A 16272-nucleotide genomic window follows, 5' to 3' on the forward strand; every position below is an offset into this window, starting at 1 on the left:
TCAGGCCAGCTCGGCCTCGATGGTGATGGGGATGCCGGCGAGCGCCTGCGAGATCGGGCAGTTCTGCTTGGCGTCCTCGGCGAAGGTCTGGAACTCCGCCTCGCTGAGCCCCGGGACGCGCGCGCTCACGAGCAGGTGGCTGCCGAGCACGCCCTTGCCGGCCTCGAAGGTCACGGCGGCGGTGGTCTGGATGCTCTCGGGCTCGTGCCCCGCGCCGGAGAGCGCGTGCGAGAGCGCCATCGAGAAGCAGGAGGAGTGCGCCGCGGCCAGCAGTTCCTCGGGCGTCGTCGTGGCGTCGGCCCCCTCCGAGCGCGCGCGCCAGTTCACGTTGAACTCGGCCAGCTTCGAGGAATCGAGGCGGACGCTGCCGGAGCCGGCGACGAGGCTCCCGTTCCAGACGGTGGTGGATTCGCTCGTGACGGCCATGGGGTCCTCCTCTTCGCGCCGGGATCCGGCGTTCGTTCGGTGCGCCGGGCGTCTCAGGACGCGGGCTCCGGCCGTGCGGACCGGTGCCCGGCGTGCCGTTCGGCCGCCCGCCGGAGCTCGTCTTCGAGCCGTCATCCAGCCTAGCGAAGCGAGCCGGCGATCGGACGGGCCGGACGGATCACCCGGGCCCGGATCAGCAGCAGGTACAGCTGGCAGCCGAGGCAGAACCCGAACGCGGCGTTCAGGAACGCCGCGAGGAATGCGGCGGCCGCCGCGATCGGCACCGCGAGCGGGAGGCCGAGCGCGCCAAGCACGACGCCCGTGCCGGCGACGAGGAGGCCGACGCCCTGGGCGAAGGTCGGCGGGCGCGGGTCCTCGAGCTCCGCGGGCGGCGCGAGCCGCGGGCGGACGAGGCGCCGGTAGAGCACCCCAAACGGATGCCGGGCGACCCCGGCGAACGCACCCCACGCGAAGAGCAGGGCGAGCACCGCGAGCAGCAGCCACGCCGCGAGCTCGGCGCCGGCGAGGCCGAGCACGACGTCGACGAGCAGCAGCGCCGCGGTGATCGCGGCGCTGAAGCGCGGTCCCCGGGGGTCGATGGCGGTGGGTTCAGCTCTGGACACGGGTCCTCCTGGTGAGCGAGTCGAGCAGCCGGGCGAGCTCCTCGGTGCGGGGCGGCCCGCCGATGCGGGCGCGCTGCCGGCCGGCCCCGTCGTAGACGAGCGTGGTCGGCGTCTGCAGCACGGCGAAGTGCGCCGCGAGCTCCGGCGCGTCGGTGAGATCGATCTCGACGTGCCGCACGCCCTCGGTCTCTGCGGCGAGCGCGCGGAGCTGCCGGGCGGTGCCGGGGCAGCGACTGCAGAACGCGGTGGAGAACTGCACGAGGGTCGCCCGCTCGCCGAAGACGGCGGGCTCCACGCCGAGCGCAGCGGCCGCCGCCGAGGCATCCGCCGTGCCGCCCGAGGCGACGAGCACCCGGCCGCTGCGGGCGCGCAGCAGCAGGCCGAGCGCCGTCGCCGCGCCGAGCAGCGCGACGGCGACGAGGAGCGCCGCGGTCCAGTTCATGCGGCGATGCTAGGCGCGCAGGAACCGGCCCGCGAGCATGTTGCGCCCGGTGACGCGGCGTGACGCCCGGCGGCTCAGCGCGGCACGCCCGCTGCCCCCGGTTCCGGGGCTAGCATCGAGGGGTGGCAGCCGCGATCCCGACCCCGTACGAAGACCTGCTCCGCGACACGCTCGAGCACGGCACGCACAAATCCGATCGCACCGGCACGGGCACCACGAGCGTGTTCGGCCGGCAGATCCGCTTCGACCTCGCGCAGGGATTCCCGCTCATCACCACGAAGCGCGTGCACTTCAAGTCGATCGCGTACGAGCTGCTCTGGTTCCTCCGCGGCGACTCGAACGTGCGCTGGCTGCAGGAGCACGGCGTCACCATCTGGGACGAGTGGGCCGACGCCGAGGGCGAGCTCGGGCCGGTGTACGGCGTGCAGTGGCGCTCCTGGCCGACGCCCGGCGGCGAGCACATCGACCAGATCGCCCAGGTGATCGAGCAGATCCGCCAGACGCCCGACTCGCGCCGGCTCATCGTCTCGGCCTGGAACCCCGCCGACATCCCCGACATGGCGCTCGCGCCGTGCCACGCCATGTTCCAGTTCTACGTCGCCGACGGCAAGCTCTCCTGCCAGCTGTACCAGCGCAGCGCCGATCTGTTCCTCGGCGTGCCGTTCAACATCGCGTCCTACGCGCTGCTCACCCTCATGGTGGCCCAGCAGACGGGCCTCGAGCCCGGCGACTTCGTCTGGACGGGCGGCGACTGCCACATCTACGACAACCACCTCGAGCAGGTGCGCACCCAGCTCGAGCGCGAGCCCTACCCGGCCCCGACGCTGCGCTTCGCGCGCAAGCCCGAGTCGATCCTCGACTACGAGTACGACGACTTCGTCGTCGAGGGCTACGAGCACCACCCCGCCATCCGCGGCGCGGTCGCGGTATGAGCGACGCCCCGGCCGCTTCGGCGCCCGCCGTGCGCATCGGGCTCGTCTGGGCCGAGGCCCACGGCGGCGTGATCGGCGCCGGCGGCGGCATGCCCTGGCACGTGCCAGAGGACCTCGCGCACTTCAAGGCGGTGACGCTCGGCGCGCCGGTCGTCATGGGCCGCAAGACCTGGGACTCGCTGCCCGAGCGCTTCCGCCCGCTGCCCGGCCGGGCGAACGTCGTCGTGACGCGGCAGGGCGACTGGTCCGCCGAGGGGGTGCAGCGGGCCGGTTCGCTCGACGAGGCGCTCGCGCTCGCCGCGGACGCTGCGGATGCCGCGGGCGAGGCCGTCCGCGTCTGGGTCATCGGCGGCGGCGAGCTCTTCCGCCAGGCCCTGCCGCGTGCAGACCGCCTGGAGGTCACCGAACTCGACCTCGACGTCGCGGGCGACGCCTTCGCCCCCGGGCGCGGCGCCGAGTGGCGGCTGGAGGCCGGCGACCCCGAGCCCGACGGCGAGCCGCACTGGCACACCTCCCGCTCCGGCATCCGCTACCGCTTCCTCAGCTACGTGCGCTGAACCGCCCCCGCGCCGCCGACCGTGCCCGGCGCGAGTCGCACGACGATTCGCCCGGCGCGCCCGTTCGGCCCGCGCGTCGTCGGATCCGTCGTGCGACTCGCGCTCATGCACCCGCCGGTTCCTCGTCCTCACCGGGCGCCGGTCGGCCGGAGTCGTGCACAGATGCGCCGCGCCGGGATGCAAGGCGGGACCGAACCGCACAGGCTGCTCGCATGCCCGTCGCTCCTGCCCTCGTCCGTCGCCGATGCTCCATCTCGGGCGGCGTCGCCCGCACCAGCGAGCTCGCGGCGAGCGGCATCGACCGGTCCTCCCTCGCCCGCGCGCTCGCCGACGGCGAGATCGTCCGGCTCCGAGAGGGCGTCTACGCCGTCCCCGACCTCCCGGCGCCGGTGCAGACGGCGGTCCGTCATGGGGGAGCGCTCGGATGCCTCAGCCGAGTCCACGCCGCCGGGCTCTGGGTGCTCGAAGCGCCCGAGACGGTGCACGTGTCGATGCCGCGCACCGGGCGACGGCGGCGACACGAGGGCTGCCGCTGTGTCACGCACTGGAGCCGGGCGTCGACGACGGAGCCTCGAGCGTCTCTCGGCGAGGCGCTCCTCCAGCTGCACGGCTGCCGGGGAACGGAGGAGTTCTTCGTCGCACTCGAATCGGCGATGCGCAGACGATTCATCAGCCGGCAGGGCGTGGCGACGCTCCGTGCGCGGCTCCCTGCGAAGCATCGCTGGCTCGTCGACTTCGCGCGGTGGGACGCCGACAGCGGGCTGGAGTCGCTGCTCCGGCTCAGACTGCGCGGGCTCGGCCTCGAGCTTCGCTCGCAGGTGCGCATCCCCGGGGTCGGCCGGGTCGATTTCGTGCTCGGCGACCGGTTGATCCTCGAGGCGGACGGCAAGGCGAACCATGTCGACGCTCCCGGATCGTCGTCGTCCGCCTCGAAGCGCCACAAGGATCTCGTGCGGGGCGTCACCTTGCGCGTCGAGTCGCACGATGATCGCGACGGCGCGCCGGCTGCGGCGCAGCATCCCGCCGTTCGTCGTGCGACTCGCGCAGGCGGTCCCTCCGCTCGCGCAACGGATCGTCGTCCGGCGCGCGGAACCGATAGCCTGGTGGGCGTGACTCAGGAAAACCCCTTCGGACAAGTGCTCGTCGCGCTCGTCACGCCCATGACGGCGGACGGCGAAGTCGATTGGCCCGGGGTCGAGAAGCACATCGACGACGTCATCTCGAACGGTGCCGACGGCATCGTCGTCACCGGCACCACGGGCGAGACCTCGACCCTGACCGACCCCGAGAAGCTGCGGCTCGTCGAGGTCGGCAAGGACGTCGCGGCGGGCCGGGCGAAGATCATCACCGGCGGCGGCTCCAACGAGACCGCCCACGCCATCGAGCTGTACCAGCACAGCGAGAAGGCCGGCGCCGACGGCATCATGATCGTCACGCCGTACTACAACAAGCCGACCCAGGCCGGCATCCTCACGCACTTCCGCATGGTCGCTGACGCCACCGATCTTCCGGTGATCCTCTACGACATCCCCGGTCGCACGGGCGTGCCGATCACCTACGAGACCATCCTGCGGCTCGCGAAGCACCCGAACATCCTCGCCGTGAAGGACGCGAAGGGCGATTTCAGCGAGGTCAGCCGGGTGCTGAACCAGACCGATCTCATGTACTTCTCCGGTGACGACGCGAACGTGCTCCCGCACCTCGCGATCGGGGCGACCGGCCTCATCGGCGTCACCGCGAACATCGCGCCGGCGCCCTACCGGGCCATCGTCGACGCCGTGAACCGGGGCGACCTCGCCGCGGCGACGGCCGAGCACCAGCGCCTCGAGCCGCTCGTTCGTGCGACCATGACGCACGTGCCGGGCACCGTGGCGGCGAAGTACATCCTGCACGGCCTCGGCCGCATCGGCAGCCCGCGCGTGCGCCTGCCGCTCGTCGGGCCCGAGGAGTGGGAGGCCGCCCTCATCGAGGACGAGATCGCGCTCGTCCAGGGCGTGCCCGGCGCTGACTTCCACAACTTCCGCCCCGATCGCAACGCCGCCGCCGGCGGCGCCCTGCCGAAGATCGCGGGCACCACGCGCTGAACGGCGCACCGAGACATCCGCTGGGCCGCGCGGCCCGCACCGTCAACTGAACATCAACACGAAGGAGGGCCTATGCCCGACGTCTTTGCACCCGCCACGCTCGAGGCGGGCACGCTGCGCGTGATCCCGATCGGCGGCCTCGGCGAGGTCGGCCGCAACATGACGAGCTTCGAGATCGACGGCAAGATCCTGATCGTCGACTGCGGCGTGCTCTTCCCGGAGGAGCACCAGCCCGGCGTCGACCTCATCCTGCCCGATTTCGGCTTCCTCGAGGACCGCCTCGGCGACATCGTCGGCGTCGTGCTCACGCACGGCCACGAGGACCACATCGGCGCCGTGCCCTACCTGCTGAAGCGCCGCGCGGACATCCCGCTGATCGGCTCCACGCTGACCCTCGCGCTCGTCGAGGCGAAGCTCAAGGAGCACCGCATCCAGCCGTACAGCCTCACCGTGCGCGAGGGGCAGCGCGAGACGCTCGGCCCCTTCGACCTCGAGTTCGTCGCGGTGAACCACTCGATCCCCGATGCGCTCGCCGTCGCGATCAAGACCCGGGCGGGCAACGTGCTCGCCACCGGCGACTTCAAGATGGACCAGCTGCCGCTCGACGGCCGACTCACCGACCTGCGCGACTTCGCCCGGCTCGGCGAGGAGGGGATCGACCTGTTCCTGGTCGACTCGACGAACGCGGATGTCCCGGGCTTCACCCCGCTCGAGCGTGAGATCGGCCCGGTGCTCGACCAGGTGATCTCGCGGGCGACGAAGAAGGTCGTCGTGGCGAGCTTCTCGAGCCACGTGCACCGTGTGCAGCAGGTGCTCGACGCGGCGCACGCGAACGGCCGCCGGGTCGCGCTCCTCGGCCGGAGCATGGTGCGGAACATGACCATCGCCGCCGAGCTCGGCTACCTGAAGGTGCCGGACGGCGTGCTCGTCGACTACAAGAAGGCCGGCGACATCCCCGACGAGCGCATCGTCTACATGTCGACCGGTTCGCAGGGCGAGCCGATGGCCGTGCTCAGCCGCATGGCGAACCGCGACCACCAGATCGAGATCGACGAGGGCGACACCGTCATCCTCGCCTCGAGTCTCATCCCCGGCAACGAGAACGCCGTCTACCGCGTCATCGACGGGCTCACGAAGCTCGGCGCGAACGTCGTGCACAAGGGCAACGCCCGGGTCCACGTCTCGGGCCACGCTGCGGCCGGCGAACTGCTGTACTGCTACAACATCCTGAAGCCGGGCAACGTGCTGCCGATCCACGGCGAGTACCGGCACCTCGTCGCGAACGCGAAGCTCGCCCGCGACACGGGCATCCCGGAGCGCAACACTTTCATCGGCGAGAACGGCACCGTCTTCGATCTGAAGGACGGCGAGGTACGCGTCGCCGGCCAGCTCGATCTGGGCTTCGTCTACGTCGACGGGTCCACGGTGGGCGAGATCACCGACGCCGACCTGAAGGACCGCCGCATCCTCGGCGAGGAGGGCTTCATCTCGGTCATCGTCGTCGTCGACGCCGCGACCGGGCGGGTCATCTCCGGCCCGGAGATCCACGCCCGCGGCTTCGCCGAGGACGACGCCGTCTTCGAGGACGTGAAGCCGAAGATCGTCGGCGCCCTCGCGGATGCCGCGCAGAACGGCGTGCGCGATGCGTACGGGCTGCAGCAGATCGTGCGCCGCACGCTCGGCACCTGGGTGAACCGGCGGCTGCGCCGGCGCCCGATGCTCGTGCCGCTCGTGATCGAGGCGTAGCCCGCTCGGGGTTTTCCCGGATTCATCCCCGAGAGGGACGAAGCGGAGCCGTTTCACCCCATAGGGTGGTCCAGTGGCCGGGGGACGGGCCGAAGGATTGGGGTGTCGTGGGCGTCTGGCGCAAGTGGATCTTTCCCATCATCCGGGTGGTGCTCGTCGCGGTCGTCGCAGTGGCGCTCGTCAAGCTCGCCTTCTTCCCGGACCGGGCGGAGGACGATGCGGCGTTGCAGCCGGGCGGCAGCCTCACCCAGCCCGAGGTCGTCGTCTCGACCGGCACCATCACGAACGACCTCGTGCTGAGCGGCACGGTGAACGCCGACGCCGCCGTGACCGTGAAGGCGACGGGGACGGGCACGGTCGACGAGATCTTCATCGGCGCGGGCAGCACCGTGACCAAGGGCGACAAGATCTTCGACATCAAGGTCGAGGACCCGCCCGCGATGGTCGAGGAGCCGGGGCCCGACGGGCAGCCGATGCAGGTGCCCGCGGAACCGACGTTCCACTTCGAGAAGGTCTTCGCGCCGGCGAACGGCGTGCTCAGCTCGCTCGACGTCATCGAGGGCCAGCCCGTCACGACCGGGGCCGCCGCGGGCAAGGTCGCCCCGCCGACCTTCAACGTCACGGCGACGCTGAGCCCCGAGCAGCAGTACCGGCTCACGCAGCAGCCGAGCGAGGCGACGGTGGCGATCACCGGCGGCCCTGCGCCGTTCGTCTGCACCGGTCTCACCATCGGCACGCCGCAGACCGGCGGTGGCGGCGACGGCGAGGACGGCGGCGGTCAGGGCGACGGCACCGCGACCGCAGCCACGGTGCGCTGCGCGGTGCCCGGCGACGTGCGGGTCTTCCCGGGCCTCGCCGCCGAGGTGACGATCCAGGCCGGATCGGCCGAGAACGTGCTCATCATCCCCACGACCGCCGTGAAGGGCGGGGCGGAGACCGGCGTGGTGTGGCTCGTGGACGCCGAAGGCGCGCAGACCGAGCGGAGCGTGAAGCTCGGCCTCAGCGACGGCAGCCAGGTGGCGGTCGCCGAGGGCCTCGCCGAGGGCGACACGATCCTCGAGTTCGTCCCGGGTGCTCCGGCCGTCGCGCCGGGCATGGAGGGCTGTGAGCTCCTGCCCGACGGCAGCCAGGTGTGCCTCGGATGAGCCTCATCGAGGCCGTCGACGTCGGCCGTACGGTGCAGATCCCCGACGCGGAGCCGCTGACGATCCTCCGCGGCGTCGAGCTCACGGTCGAGGCGGGGGAGCGGGTGTCGATCGTCGGACGCAGCGGTTCCGGCAAGTCCACGCTGCTCAACCTGCTCGGACTCATCGACAGTCCGACCGAGGGCGAGCTGCGCATTCTCGGCGAGGATGCCGCGAGGCTCCGCGGCGCCCGGCGCGACCGCATGCGGGGGCAGGAGATCGGCTTCGTCTTCCAGCAGTTCAACCTCCTTCCGGGGCGCACGGCGCTCGAGAACGTCCAGACCCCGCTGCTCTACGCCGGCGGCGCCTCCTTCTGGCGTCGTGAGCGGATCGCGCGCGAGATGCTCGGGCGGGTCGGCCTCGGCGAGCGCACCGACGCGAAGCCCGAGCGCCTCTCGGGCGGCGAGCAGCAGCGTGTCGCCATCGCGCGGGCGCTGGTGCGCCGCCCCCGGCTGATCCTCGCCGACGAGCCGACCGGCGCCCTCGACCTCGAGACGGGCGGCACGGTGATGGAGCTCATCGAGGAGGTCGCGGCCGAGACCGACGCCGCCCTCGTCACGATCACGCACGACCCGGCGATCGCGCGCCGCGCGGACCGCCACCTGCGGCTGAGCGAGGGGCGTCTCGTGCCCCTCGACGAGCCGGTCCCGGCCGGGAGCGCCGCATGAACGCGCTCGCGCGGCTCGGCACCGGCTTCGTCAGCGCCGTCGTCGAGGCCATGGAGGAGCTGCGCATCCACCGGGGACGCGTGCTGCTGTCGCTCGTCGGGGTGGCGGTCGCGGTGTGCGCGCTCGCGACCGTCGTCGGCGCGGGTGCCGTGGCCGAGCAGGGGGTCCGCGAGTCCTCGGAGCGCGGGGGAGGTCGGGCCGCGACGGCGACCTTCAACGTCAACGCCGCCACGCCGCCCGACGCCGAGTCGGTCTCGTCGGCCTGGACCGAGGTCCTCGAGCGCTACGGTGTCGCGTACGGCACGCGGCTCAGCTTCGGTGAGATGCTCGTGCAGTTCACCGACGGCGCCGTGACGGTGCCGGTGCAGGCGGTCGATCCGGCGTACGGCATCATCCACCGGGTGCGCGTCAGCGAGGGCACCTGGTTCGACGCGAGCGACGCGGAACGGCTCGCCCCCGCCGTCGTGATCAGCGAGGCCTTCTGGGACCGGCTCGGGCGACCGCCGCTCGCGACGCACCCGACGGTCGAGCTCCTCGGCGAGGGCGGCCGCACTGCGGTCGTCGTCGGGGTCACGCCGCGCAACGGCGAGTGGGACACCGAGCCCAGCGCGTTCATGCTCGCCGACGCATACGCCGCCTTGCCGGTGCCGGGCGGCACGGGCTCGTCCATGATGGGCAGCTTGCTGCCGAGCTTCGAGGCGTGGATCGATCAGAACCAGGCCGACCCGATCATCGAGGCGATCCGCCGCGACTTCGCGGCCGCGCTCGGAGAGGGCGTCCAGGTCGACGGCTTCCGCACCGACTACGCCGCCTTCGGCGAGGACCCGCTGCTCTTCGTCAAGCTGCTCGTCATCGGGGTCGCCGTGGTCATCCTGCTGCTCGGCGCGCTCGGGCTCGTGAACATCGCCCTCGTGACGGTGCGCACCCGCATCCGAGAGATCGGCATCCGGCGCACCTTCGGCGCGACCGCCGGCCGCGTCTTCTTCGCGGTGATGATGGAGAGCGTCGTGGGTACCTTCGTCGCGGGCGTCGTCGGCGTCGGCGTCGCGATCCTGCTCGTGCGCAGCCCGCTGATGAGCATGCTGCTCGGCGGCGGCGAGCTCGAGGACCTCCCCGGCTTCCCGATCGAGGCCGCGGTGATCGGGCTCGGCTCCGCCGTGCTCGTCGGGGCGCTCGCAGGCCTCCTGCCGGCGTTCGCCGCGATCCGCGTGCGGGTCATCGACGCGATCCGGTTCTGAGCGTGCGCACCCGGATCCGGAACATTCCCGCGCAGCTGCCGGCCGGTGACGGCGGGCGGCCGTAGCCTGGTGGGCATGGCAACGAGCACGAAGTCGACGGGCCGTGCCTCGGGTACCTCGACCCGCGGCGCCGCCGCGCGCACTGCCCCGACGAAGAAGCTGCCCGCCGCGACGGCCAAGCAGAGCAAGGCCGCGCAGGCGAAGGCCGCGCAGCCCGAGGGTCCGAACCTGCTCGTGCGGGCGTGGATGGGGCTCGCTCACCTGGCCGGCGGGGCCGCTCGCGCGCTCGGCCCGGAGACGCTGCAGAAAGAGGAGCGCCGCGACGGGCTGCCCTTCTTCCTCGTGCTCCTCGCCATCGCGGGCGCCGTGATCGAGTGGTTCCTCATCAACGACCCCGTGGCGCAGACGCTCGACGCGTGGAGCTTCGGCGCCCTGTTCGGCCGGGTCGCCTTCGCGCTGCCCATCATCATGCTGCTGTTCGCGGTCTGGCTGTTCCGCCACCCGAGCTCAGTGCACGACAACACCCGCATCGGCATCGGCCTGGCGCTGCTGCTCGTCACCGTGGCGGCGCTCTGCCACATCTTCGGCGGGCAGCCCGACCCGAGCGAGGGCATCATGGCGCTCGCGAAGGCCGGCGGCGTCCTCGGCTGGACGCTCGCGCAGCCCCTGATCTTCCTGATCACGCCGATCGGCGCGACCGCGGTCGTGATCCTGCTGCTCATGCTGGCCCTGCTCATCATGACGAAGACGCCGCCGAACCGCATCGGCGCGCGCGTCCGCGAGCTCTACGTCTGGCTCTTCGGGGCACCGGAGGCCGACGCCGTCGAGGCGGAGCCCGAGGCGAAGCCGAGCCGCCGCAAGAAGGAGCGCAGCGAGCCGGTCGAGCTCGACGGGCTCGACGACGACGAGGAGTCGAGCGCGAGCGGCCTCGTCCCGTGGTGGCGGCGCAACAGTTCGAACCGCGAAGAGGACCCGAGTTTCGAGGCGCCCGGCGTCGACGGCCTGACCGAGGTGTTCGGCCCCGGCTCGGCCGACGGCAGCTTCGAGTCGGCCATCGAGGGCGACGGCTACGGCGCCGAGGTGCTCGGCGAGCTCGAGCGCGCCGAGTCCGCCGTGGCCAGGTTCACGGGCGAGGTGCCGCACGGCGGCACCGGGCTCCGGGGCGACGACGCGGGCGCGACCGCCGTCTTGGAGCCGCTCGCCGGCCTCGGCGACGAGCCGGGGGCCGATGCGGCGCCGGGGCTCGTGCCCGACGAGGCCGCCGAGCCGCAGCCCGACCGCCCGTACCACCTGCCGGCCTCCTCGACCCTCGCGGCTGGCGCCCCGGCGAAGACGCGGTCACAGGCCAACGACGACGTGGTCCGTGCGATCACGGGCGTGCTCGAGCAGTTCTCGGTCGATGCGAAGGTCACCGGCTTCTCGCGGGGCCCGACCGTGACCCAGTACGAGATCGAGCTCGGACCCGGCGTCAAGGTCGAGCGCGTCACCGCGTTGTCGAAGAACTTGTCCTACGCGGTCGCGTCGAACGAGGTGCGCATCCTCTCGCCGATCCCCGGCAAGAGCGCGATCGGCGTCGAGATCCCGAACGCCGACCGTGAGATCGTGACCCTCGGCGACGTGCTGCGCGCGCCGGCCGCGGCGAACGCGAAGCACCCGATGACGATCGGCGTCGGCAAGGACGTCGGCGGCGGCTACGTCGTCGCAAACCTCGCGAAGATGCCGCACCTCCTCGTCGCCGGCTCCACCGGATCGGGCAAGTCGAGCTTCGTGAACTCCATGATCACGAGCCTCCTGATGCGGGCGAAGCCGAGCGACGTGCGCATGGTGCTCATCGACCCGAAGCGCGTCGAGCTCGCCCCCTACGCGGGCGTTCCGCACCTCATCACGCCCATCATCACGAACCCGAAGAAGGCGGCCGAGGCGCTGCAGTGGGTCGTGAAGGAGATGGACATGCGGTACGACGACCTCGCGTCGTTCGGGTTCCGCCACATCGACGACTTCAACAAGGCCGTCATCAACGATGAGATCGTGCTGCCGGCGGGCAGCGAGCGGGTGCTGAAGCCCTATCCCTATCTCCTCGTCGTCGTCGACGAGCTCGCCGACCTCATGATGGTCGCCCCGCGCGACGTCGAGGACTCGATCGTCCGCATCACGCAGCTCGCCCGCGCCTCCGGCATCCACCTGGTGCTGGCGACCCAGCGGCCCTCGGTCGACGTCGTGACCGGCCTCATCAAGGCGAACGTCCCGTCGCGGCTCGCGTTCGCGGTGACGAGCGTCACCGACTCGCGCGTCATCCTCGACCAGCCCGGCGCCGACAAGCTCATCGGCCAGGGCGACGGCCTGTTCCTGCCGATGGGGGCGTCGAAGGCGCTCCGCGTGCAGGGTGCGTGGGTCAGCGAGGCCGAGATCGAGCGCGTCGTCTCCCACGTCACGCGGCAGGCGCGACCCGACTACCGCCAAGACGTGCAGGCCGCGGTCGAGCGCAAGGAGATCGACTCGGACATCGGCGACGACCTCGAGCTGCTGCTCGCGGCGGCCGAGCTCGTCGTGTCGACGCAGTTCGGCTCGACCTCGATGCTGCAGCGCAAGCTCCGCGTCGGCTTCGCGAAGGCCGGGCGACTCATGGACCTCCTCGAGTCCCGCGAGATCGTCGGCCCGTCCGAGGGGTCGAAGGCGCGCGACGTGCTCGTGACCGCCGAGCAGTTGCCCGGCGTGCTGGCGAAGCTCCGCGGCGAGCCGTCGGGGCCGGCGCCCGCCGCCGCTCCCGCCGCTGCGCCGGCTGCCGCTCCCGCCGCTGCGGCGCCGCCGCAGGCCGCGCCGCAGCCCGACGACCGCTACGACGATCCGGTGGGCCGCATCCCCGAAGGCCTCGAAGAGGTCGAGGCGGAGGACGACGAGGATGCCTGGGGCCTCACCGGTCGCGACTGACCGGGTAGCCTTGGCCCTATGACCTCCTCCGCCGAAGGGCGTGCTCGATCGGCGAACTGGAATCTGCCGAACGCGATCACGATCGTGCGAATCCTGCTCGCGCCGATCTTCTTCTGGCTGCTGCTGGCCGACGGCGGCGAGGGCGGCGCGCTCCGCTGGGCTGCCACGGCGCTGTTCGTCGTCGCGATCGCGACCGACGGCATCGACGGGCACATCGCGCGCAGCCGCGGGCTGGTCACCGACCTCGGCAAGCTCCTCGACCCCATCGCCGACAAGCTGCTCACGAGCGGGGCGCTCGTCTGCCTCTCGATCCTCGCCGAGGTGCCGTGGTGGGTGACCGGGCTGATCGTCCTCCGCGAGGTCGGCATCACGGTGTGGCGCTTCGTCGAGCTCGGCCGGGGCAACGTCGTGCCGGCCTCCTCCGGCGGAAAGCTCAAGACGGTCGTGCAGGCGGTCGCGATCTCGGTCGCCCTCGCGCCGCTGCCCGTGCTGCTGGGCGAGTGGATGGCCTGGGTGAATGCGGTGCTCATCGCGGCGGCGCTCGTGCTCACCGTCTGGTCCGGCCTGCTGTACGTGCGGGACGCGATCCGGCTCGCTCGTGAGGGGCGCGCGGGGCGCGCATGACCGACGGCGCGGATGCCTCGCTCGGACCGGCCTCTCGCGGCGCCGGCGCCGCCTCCCCGCATGACGAGACCGCCGAGCTCGTCGCGGAGCTCGGCCGTCGCGGCCTGCGCCTCGGGATCGCCGAGTCGCTCACCGGCGGCCTCCTCGCCGCCGAGCTCATCCGCATCCCCGGCGCCTCGGCGGTCGTGAACGGCGGGATCGTCGCGTACGCCACCCCGTTGAAGCACCAGCTCCTCGGCGTGGACGCGGAGCTGCTGGCCGCCGAGGGCGCCGTGCACCCGGAGGTCGCCAGGCAGATGGCCCGCGGCGCCCGTTCGGCGCTCGCCGTCGGCGGCCGCGAGGCGGAGTTCGGCATCGCCACGACCGGCGTCGCCGGCCCGGATCCGCAGGACGGCCGTGCACCGGGCACCGTCTACCTGGGGGTCAGCGGCCCGGCGGGGGAGCGTGCGGTCGAGCTCCGGCTGACCGGTGATCGGGCGGCGATCCGGGCCGAGACGGTGCGCCGGGCCGTCGTCGAGCTGCGCGCCGAGCTCTAGCGCGGCTCCCGCCGCCGGTAGCGGTGCTCCGGGCGGCCCGCCGCCCCGTACCGCGGGGCGACCTCGGCCGCGCCGGTCGCCACGAGGTGTTCGAGGTAGCGCCTGGCGCTCACCCGGCTCATGCCGAGCGACTGGGCGATCTCGGCGGCCGAGGCATCCGGTGCCGCGTTCGCGAGTTCGGCCGAGACCCGGCCGAGGCTCACGCCGGACAGCCCCTTCGGCACCGGCAGCGGGCCGCTCGGCGTGGCGGCCGTGCCGAGCAGGCGGTCGACCTCCTGCTGATCGAGCGCGTCGGGGCGACGCTCGCGACGGAGTTCGCGGCGCACCTCGTCGAGCCGCTCGCCGAGCGTCGCCCCGGTGAACGGCTTCACGAGGTACTGGCGCACGCCGAGCAGGCGCGCCCGGCGCACCGTGTCGAGGTCGCGCGCCGCGGTGACGGCGATGACCTCGACCTCGTCGCCGGAGGCGCGCAGCCGGCGGAGCACCTCGAGCCCGCCGAGGTCCGGCAGGTACACGTCGAGCAGCACGAGCTCCGGCCGGTGCTGCTCGATGGCCGCGAGCGCGGCGGCGCCGGTGTGCGCCTCGGCGACGACGACGAAGCCGGACCGCGCATCGACGAAGGCCCGGTTGACCTGCGCGACGGCGAAGTCGTCGTCGACGATGACGACGCGGACGTCGCTCATGCGTCCGCCCCCACCCGGTCCCTGGCGACGGGGAGCCGCACGGTGAACCGGGCGCCGCCGGCGGGGGAGCTGCCGGCCTCGGCGGTGCCCCCGAGCCGCTGGGCGATCCGCTGCACGATCGTGAGCCCGATACCGCGGCGCGCCTTCCCCGGTGCGGGCGGCTTGTCGCTGACGTCGGGCTGGAAGATCGCGGCGCGCCGCTCGGCGGGGACGCCGGGCCCGTCGTCGTCGACCTGCACCAGCACGACGTCCGGCTCCAGGTCGTCGCGCACGAGCAGGCGCACGTCGCCGCCGAGCACGCAGGCCTCCACGGCGTTGTCGAGGAGGTTCGCCACGACGGTGCGGATGTCGTCCGCCGCGGGATGCCCGCCGCCGAGATGCGAGGCGGGGTCGACCTCGAGCCCGATCCCGAGCTCGTGTGCGCGGGACCGCTTGGCGAGCACGAGCGCCGCCGTCTCCGCGTCGGCGATCCCGCCGTGGTCGTGCAGCGAACCGAGCGCGCCGCCGGCACCGACACGCTCGATGAACGCGCTGGCCGCCTCCAGCTGGCCGAGCTCGATGAGCCCGCCGAGCACGTGCAGGGTGTTCGAGAACTCGTGCGACTGGGCGCGGAGGTCGTCGGCGAGGCTCTGCGCGCCCTGCAGCTCGCGCAGCATCGTCTCGAGCTCGGTGCGGTCGCGGAGGATCGCGATCCAGCCGACCTCGCGGCCGTCGACGCGGATGCGGTCGGCGTGCACGAGCAGCACGCGTTCGCCGGAGAGCACCGGGGTCTCCGCCGGCTCGTCGGCCACGATGAACCGGGCGAGCTCGCCGTCCAGCACCTCGTCGACCACACGGCAGAGCACGGCGTCGGCGTCCACGCCGAGGAGCCGGGCGGCGGCGTCGTTCACGAGCACGATGCGCCGATCGCCGTCGAGCGCGACGAGCCCCTCGCGGATGCCGTGCAGCATGGCCTCGCGGGTCTCGAGCAGCGCACGGATCTCGTCGGGCTCGAGGCCATAGATGCGGCGGCGGATGAGCCCGCCGATCCAGGCCGAGCCGAGCACGCCGACGAGCGTCGCGCCGACGAGCGCCGCGAAGAGCGCCCACAGGCCGCCGAGGAAGTCTTCGCGCAGCTCGGACTCGAGGATGCCGACCGAGACCTGCCCGATCACCGTCGTGCCGTCCGCCGCGAAGATCGGCACCTTGACCCGCCAGGACTCGCCGAGCGTGCCGGTCTGCGTGCCGACGTAGATCCTCCCGGAGAGCGGCACGGACGGGTCGGTGGACACCCGCTCGCCGATCCGCTCGGGATCCGGGTGCGAGTAGCGGATGCCGTCGTCGTTCGCCACGACGACGTAGGTCACGTCGGAGGCCTCGCGGATGACCTCGGCGATCGGCTGGATCGTGCGCGACGGCGCGCGGTCGTCGAACGCCTCGATGATGACGGGCAGCGAGGCCACGGACTGGGCCACGGCGACCATGCGGTCCTCGTACGACTCGCGGAGCTGGCGCTCCTGCAGCAGGGCGGCGACGAGCCCGGTGCCGACGACGGTGGCGAGCACGATCGTCACCTGCAGCAGCAGGAGCTGCATGCGCAGCGACATCGACCGGCCCACTGG

General features: G+C 72.7%; 15 protein-coding genes and 1 pseudogene. 11 read left to right on the forward strand and 5 right to left on the reverse strand.

Going from position 1 to position 16272, the window contains the following annotated elements; translation table 11 throughout:
- From ACFWE1_RS10760 to ACFWE1_RS10770, 3 genes are all read right to left on the reverse strand, one after another.
- Window positions 1-426 (reverse strand): OsmC family peroxiredoxin, encoded by a 426-nt coding sequence (locus tag ACFWE1_RS10760; RefSeq protein ID WP_243568651.1) that lies wholly within the window; start codon window positions 424-426, stop codon window positions 1-3.
- A gap of 140 nt (window positions 427-566) precedes the next feature.
- On the reverse strand, window positions 567-1049 hold the full coding sequence (locus tag ACFWE1_RS10765) for a DUF4395 domain-containing protein (protein ID WP_376933447.1): 483 nt from the start codon (window positions 1047-1049) through the stop codon (window positions 567-569).
- On the reverse strand, window positions 1036-1491 hold the full coding sequence (locus ACFWE1_RS10770; protein WP_376933448.1) for a TlpA family protein disulfide reductase: 456 nt from the start codon (window positions 1489-1491) through the stop codon (window positions 1036-1038). Before ACFWE1_RS10770 ends, ACFWE1_RS10765 begins: the two co-directional genes overlap by 14 nt.
- 122 nt (window positions 1492-1613) lie before the next feature.
- On the opposite strand from ACFWE1_RS10770, the gene ACFWE1_RS10775 reads away from it, so the two are divergent.
- From ACFWE1_RS10775 to ACFWE1_RS10825, 11 genes and pseudogenes are all read left to right on the forward strand, one after another.
- Window positions 1614-2423 (forward strand): thymidylate synthase, encoded by an 810-nt coding sequence (locus tag ACFWE1_RS10775; RefSeq protein WP_376933449.1) that lies wholly within the window; start codon window positions 1614-1616, stop codon window positions 2421-2423.
- A complete protein-coding gene (locus tag ACFWE1_RS10780) occupies window positions 2420-2980 on the forward strand; it encodes a dihydrofolate reductase (protein ID WP_376933450.1) in 561 nt (186 codons plus the stop codon). Before ACFWE1_RS10775 ends, ACFWE1_RS10780 begins: the two co-directional genes overlap by 4 nt.
- A gap of 212 nt (window positions 2981-3192) precedes the next feature.
- Window positions 3193-3342, forward strand: a pseudogene (locus ACFWE1_RS10785) (type IV toxin-antitoxin system AbiEi family antitoxin domain-containing protein); the annotation flags it as partial.
- Window positions 3343-4089: 747 nt separating this feature from the next.
- On the forward strand, window positions 4090-5064 hold the full coding sequence (gene dapA / locus ACFWE1_RS10790; RefSeq protein ID WP_279399741.1) for a 4-hydroxy-tetrahydrodipicolinate synthase: 975 nt from the start codon (window positions 4090-4092) through the stop codon (window positions 5062-5064).
- A gap of 72 nt (window positions 5065-5136) precedes the next feature.
- On the forward strand, window positions 5137-6810 hold the full coding sequence (locus tag ACFWE1_RS10795; RefSeq protein ID WP_376933451.1) for a ribonuclease J: 1674 nt from the start codon (window positions 5137-5139) through the stop codon (window positions 6808-6810).
- A gap of 107 nt (window positions 6811-6917) precedes the next feature.
- Window positions 6918-7955 carry an efflux RND transporter periplasmic adaptor subunit gene (locus tag ACFWE1_RS10800; RefSeq protein ID WP_376933452.1) on the forward strand — a complete coding sequence of 346 codons (1038 nt, stop codon included), beginning with the start codon at window positions 6918-6920 and terminating at the stop codon, window positions 7953-7955.
- Window positions 7952-8662: an ABC transporter ATP-binding protein gene (locus ACFWE1_RS10805; protein ID WP_376933453.1), complete on the forward strand. Its 711-nt coding sequence runs from the start codon at window positions 7952-7954 to the stop codon at window positions 8660-8662. The genes ACFWE1_RS10800 and ACFWE1_RS10805 overlap by 4 nt, the downstream gene beginning before the upstream one ends.
- On the forward strand, window positions 8659-9900 hold the full coding sequence (locus tag ACFWE1_RS10810; protein ID WP_376933454.1) for an ABC transporter permease: 1242 nt from the start codon (window positions 8659-8661) through the stop codon (window positions 9898-9900). Before ACFWE1_RS10805 ends, ACFWE1_RS10810 begins: the two co-directional genes overlap by 4 nt.
- Before the next feature lie 75 nt (window positions 9901-9975).
- Window positions 9976-12828, forward strand: coding sequence for a DNA translocase FtsK 4TM domain-containing protein (locus ACFWE1_RS10815; protein WP_376933455.1), 2853 nt, complete (start codon window positions 9976-9978; stop codon window positions 12826-12828).
- A gap of 18 nt (window positions 12829-12846) precedes the next feature.
- Window positions 12847-13452 carry a CDP-diacylglycerol--glycerol-3-phosphate 3-phosphatidyltransferase gene (gene pgsA / locus ACFWE1_RS10820; RefSeq protein WP_376933456.1) on the forward strand — a complete coding sequence of 202 codons (606 nt, stop codon included), beginning with the start codon at window positions 12847-12849 and terminating at the stop codon, window positions 13450-13452.
- The gene (locus tag ACFWE1_RS10825; RefSeq protein WP_376933457.1) at window positions 13449-13988 is read left to right on the forward strand and encodes a CinA family protein; all 540 of its coding nucleotides are present in this window, start codon (window positions 13449-13451) and stop codon (window positions 13986-13988) included. Before pgsA ends, ACFWE1_RS10825 begins: the two co-directional genes overlap by 4 nt.
- On the opposite strand, the gene ACFWE1_RS10830 is transcribed toward ACFWE1_RS10825, so the two are convergent.
- On the reverse strand, window positions 13985-14671 hold the full coding sequence (locus ACFWE1_RS10830; protein WP_376933458.1) for a response regulator: 687 nt from the start codon (window positions 14669-14671) through the stop codon (window positions 13985-13987). The genes ACFWE1_RS10825 and ACFWE1_RS10830 overlap by 4 nt on opposite strands.
- The gene (locus ACFWE1_RS10835) at window positions 14668-16269 is read right to left on the reverse strand and encodes an ATP-binding protein (protein WP_376933459.1); all 1602 of its coding nucleotides are present in this window, start codon (window positions 16267-16269) and stop codon (window positions 14668-14670) included. The genes ACFWE1_RS10830 and ACFWE1_RS10835 overlap by 4 nt, the downstream gene beginning before the upstream one ends.
- Window positions 16270-16272: the final 3 nt, after the last annotated feature.

Source organism: Agromyces sp. NPDC060279 (assembly GCF_042726785.1).
GTDB lineage: Bacteria > Actinomycetota > Actinomycetes > Actinomycetales > Microbacteriaceae > Agromyces.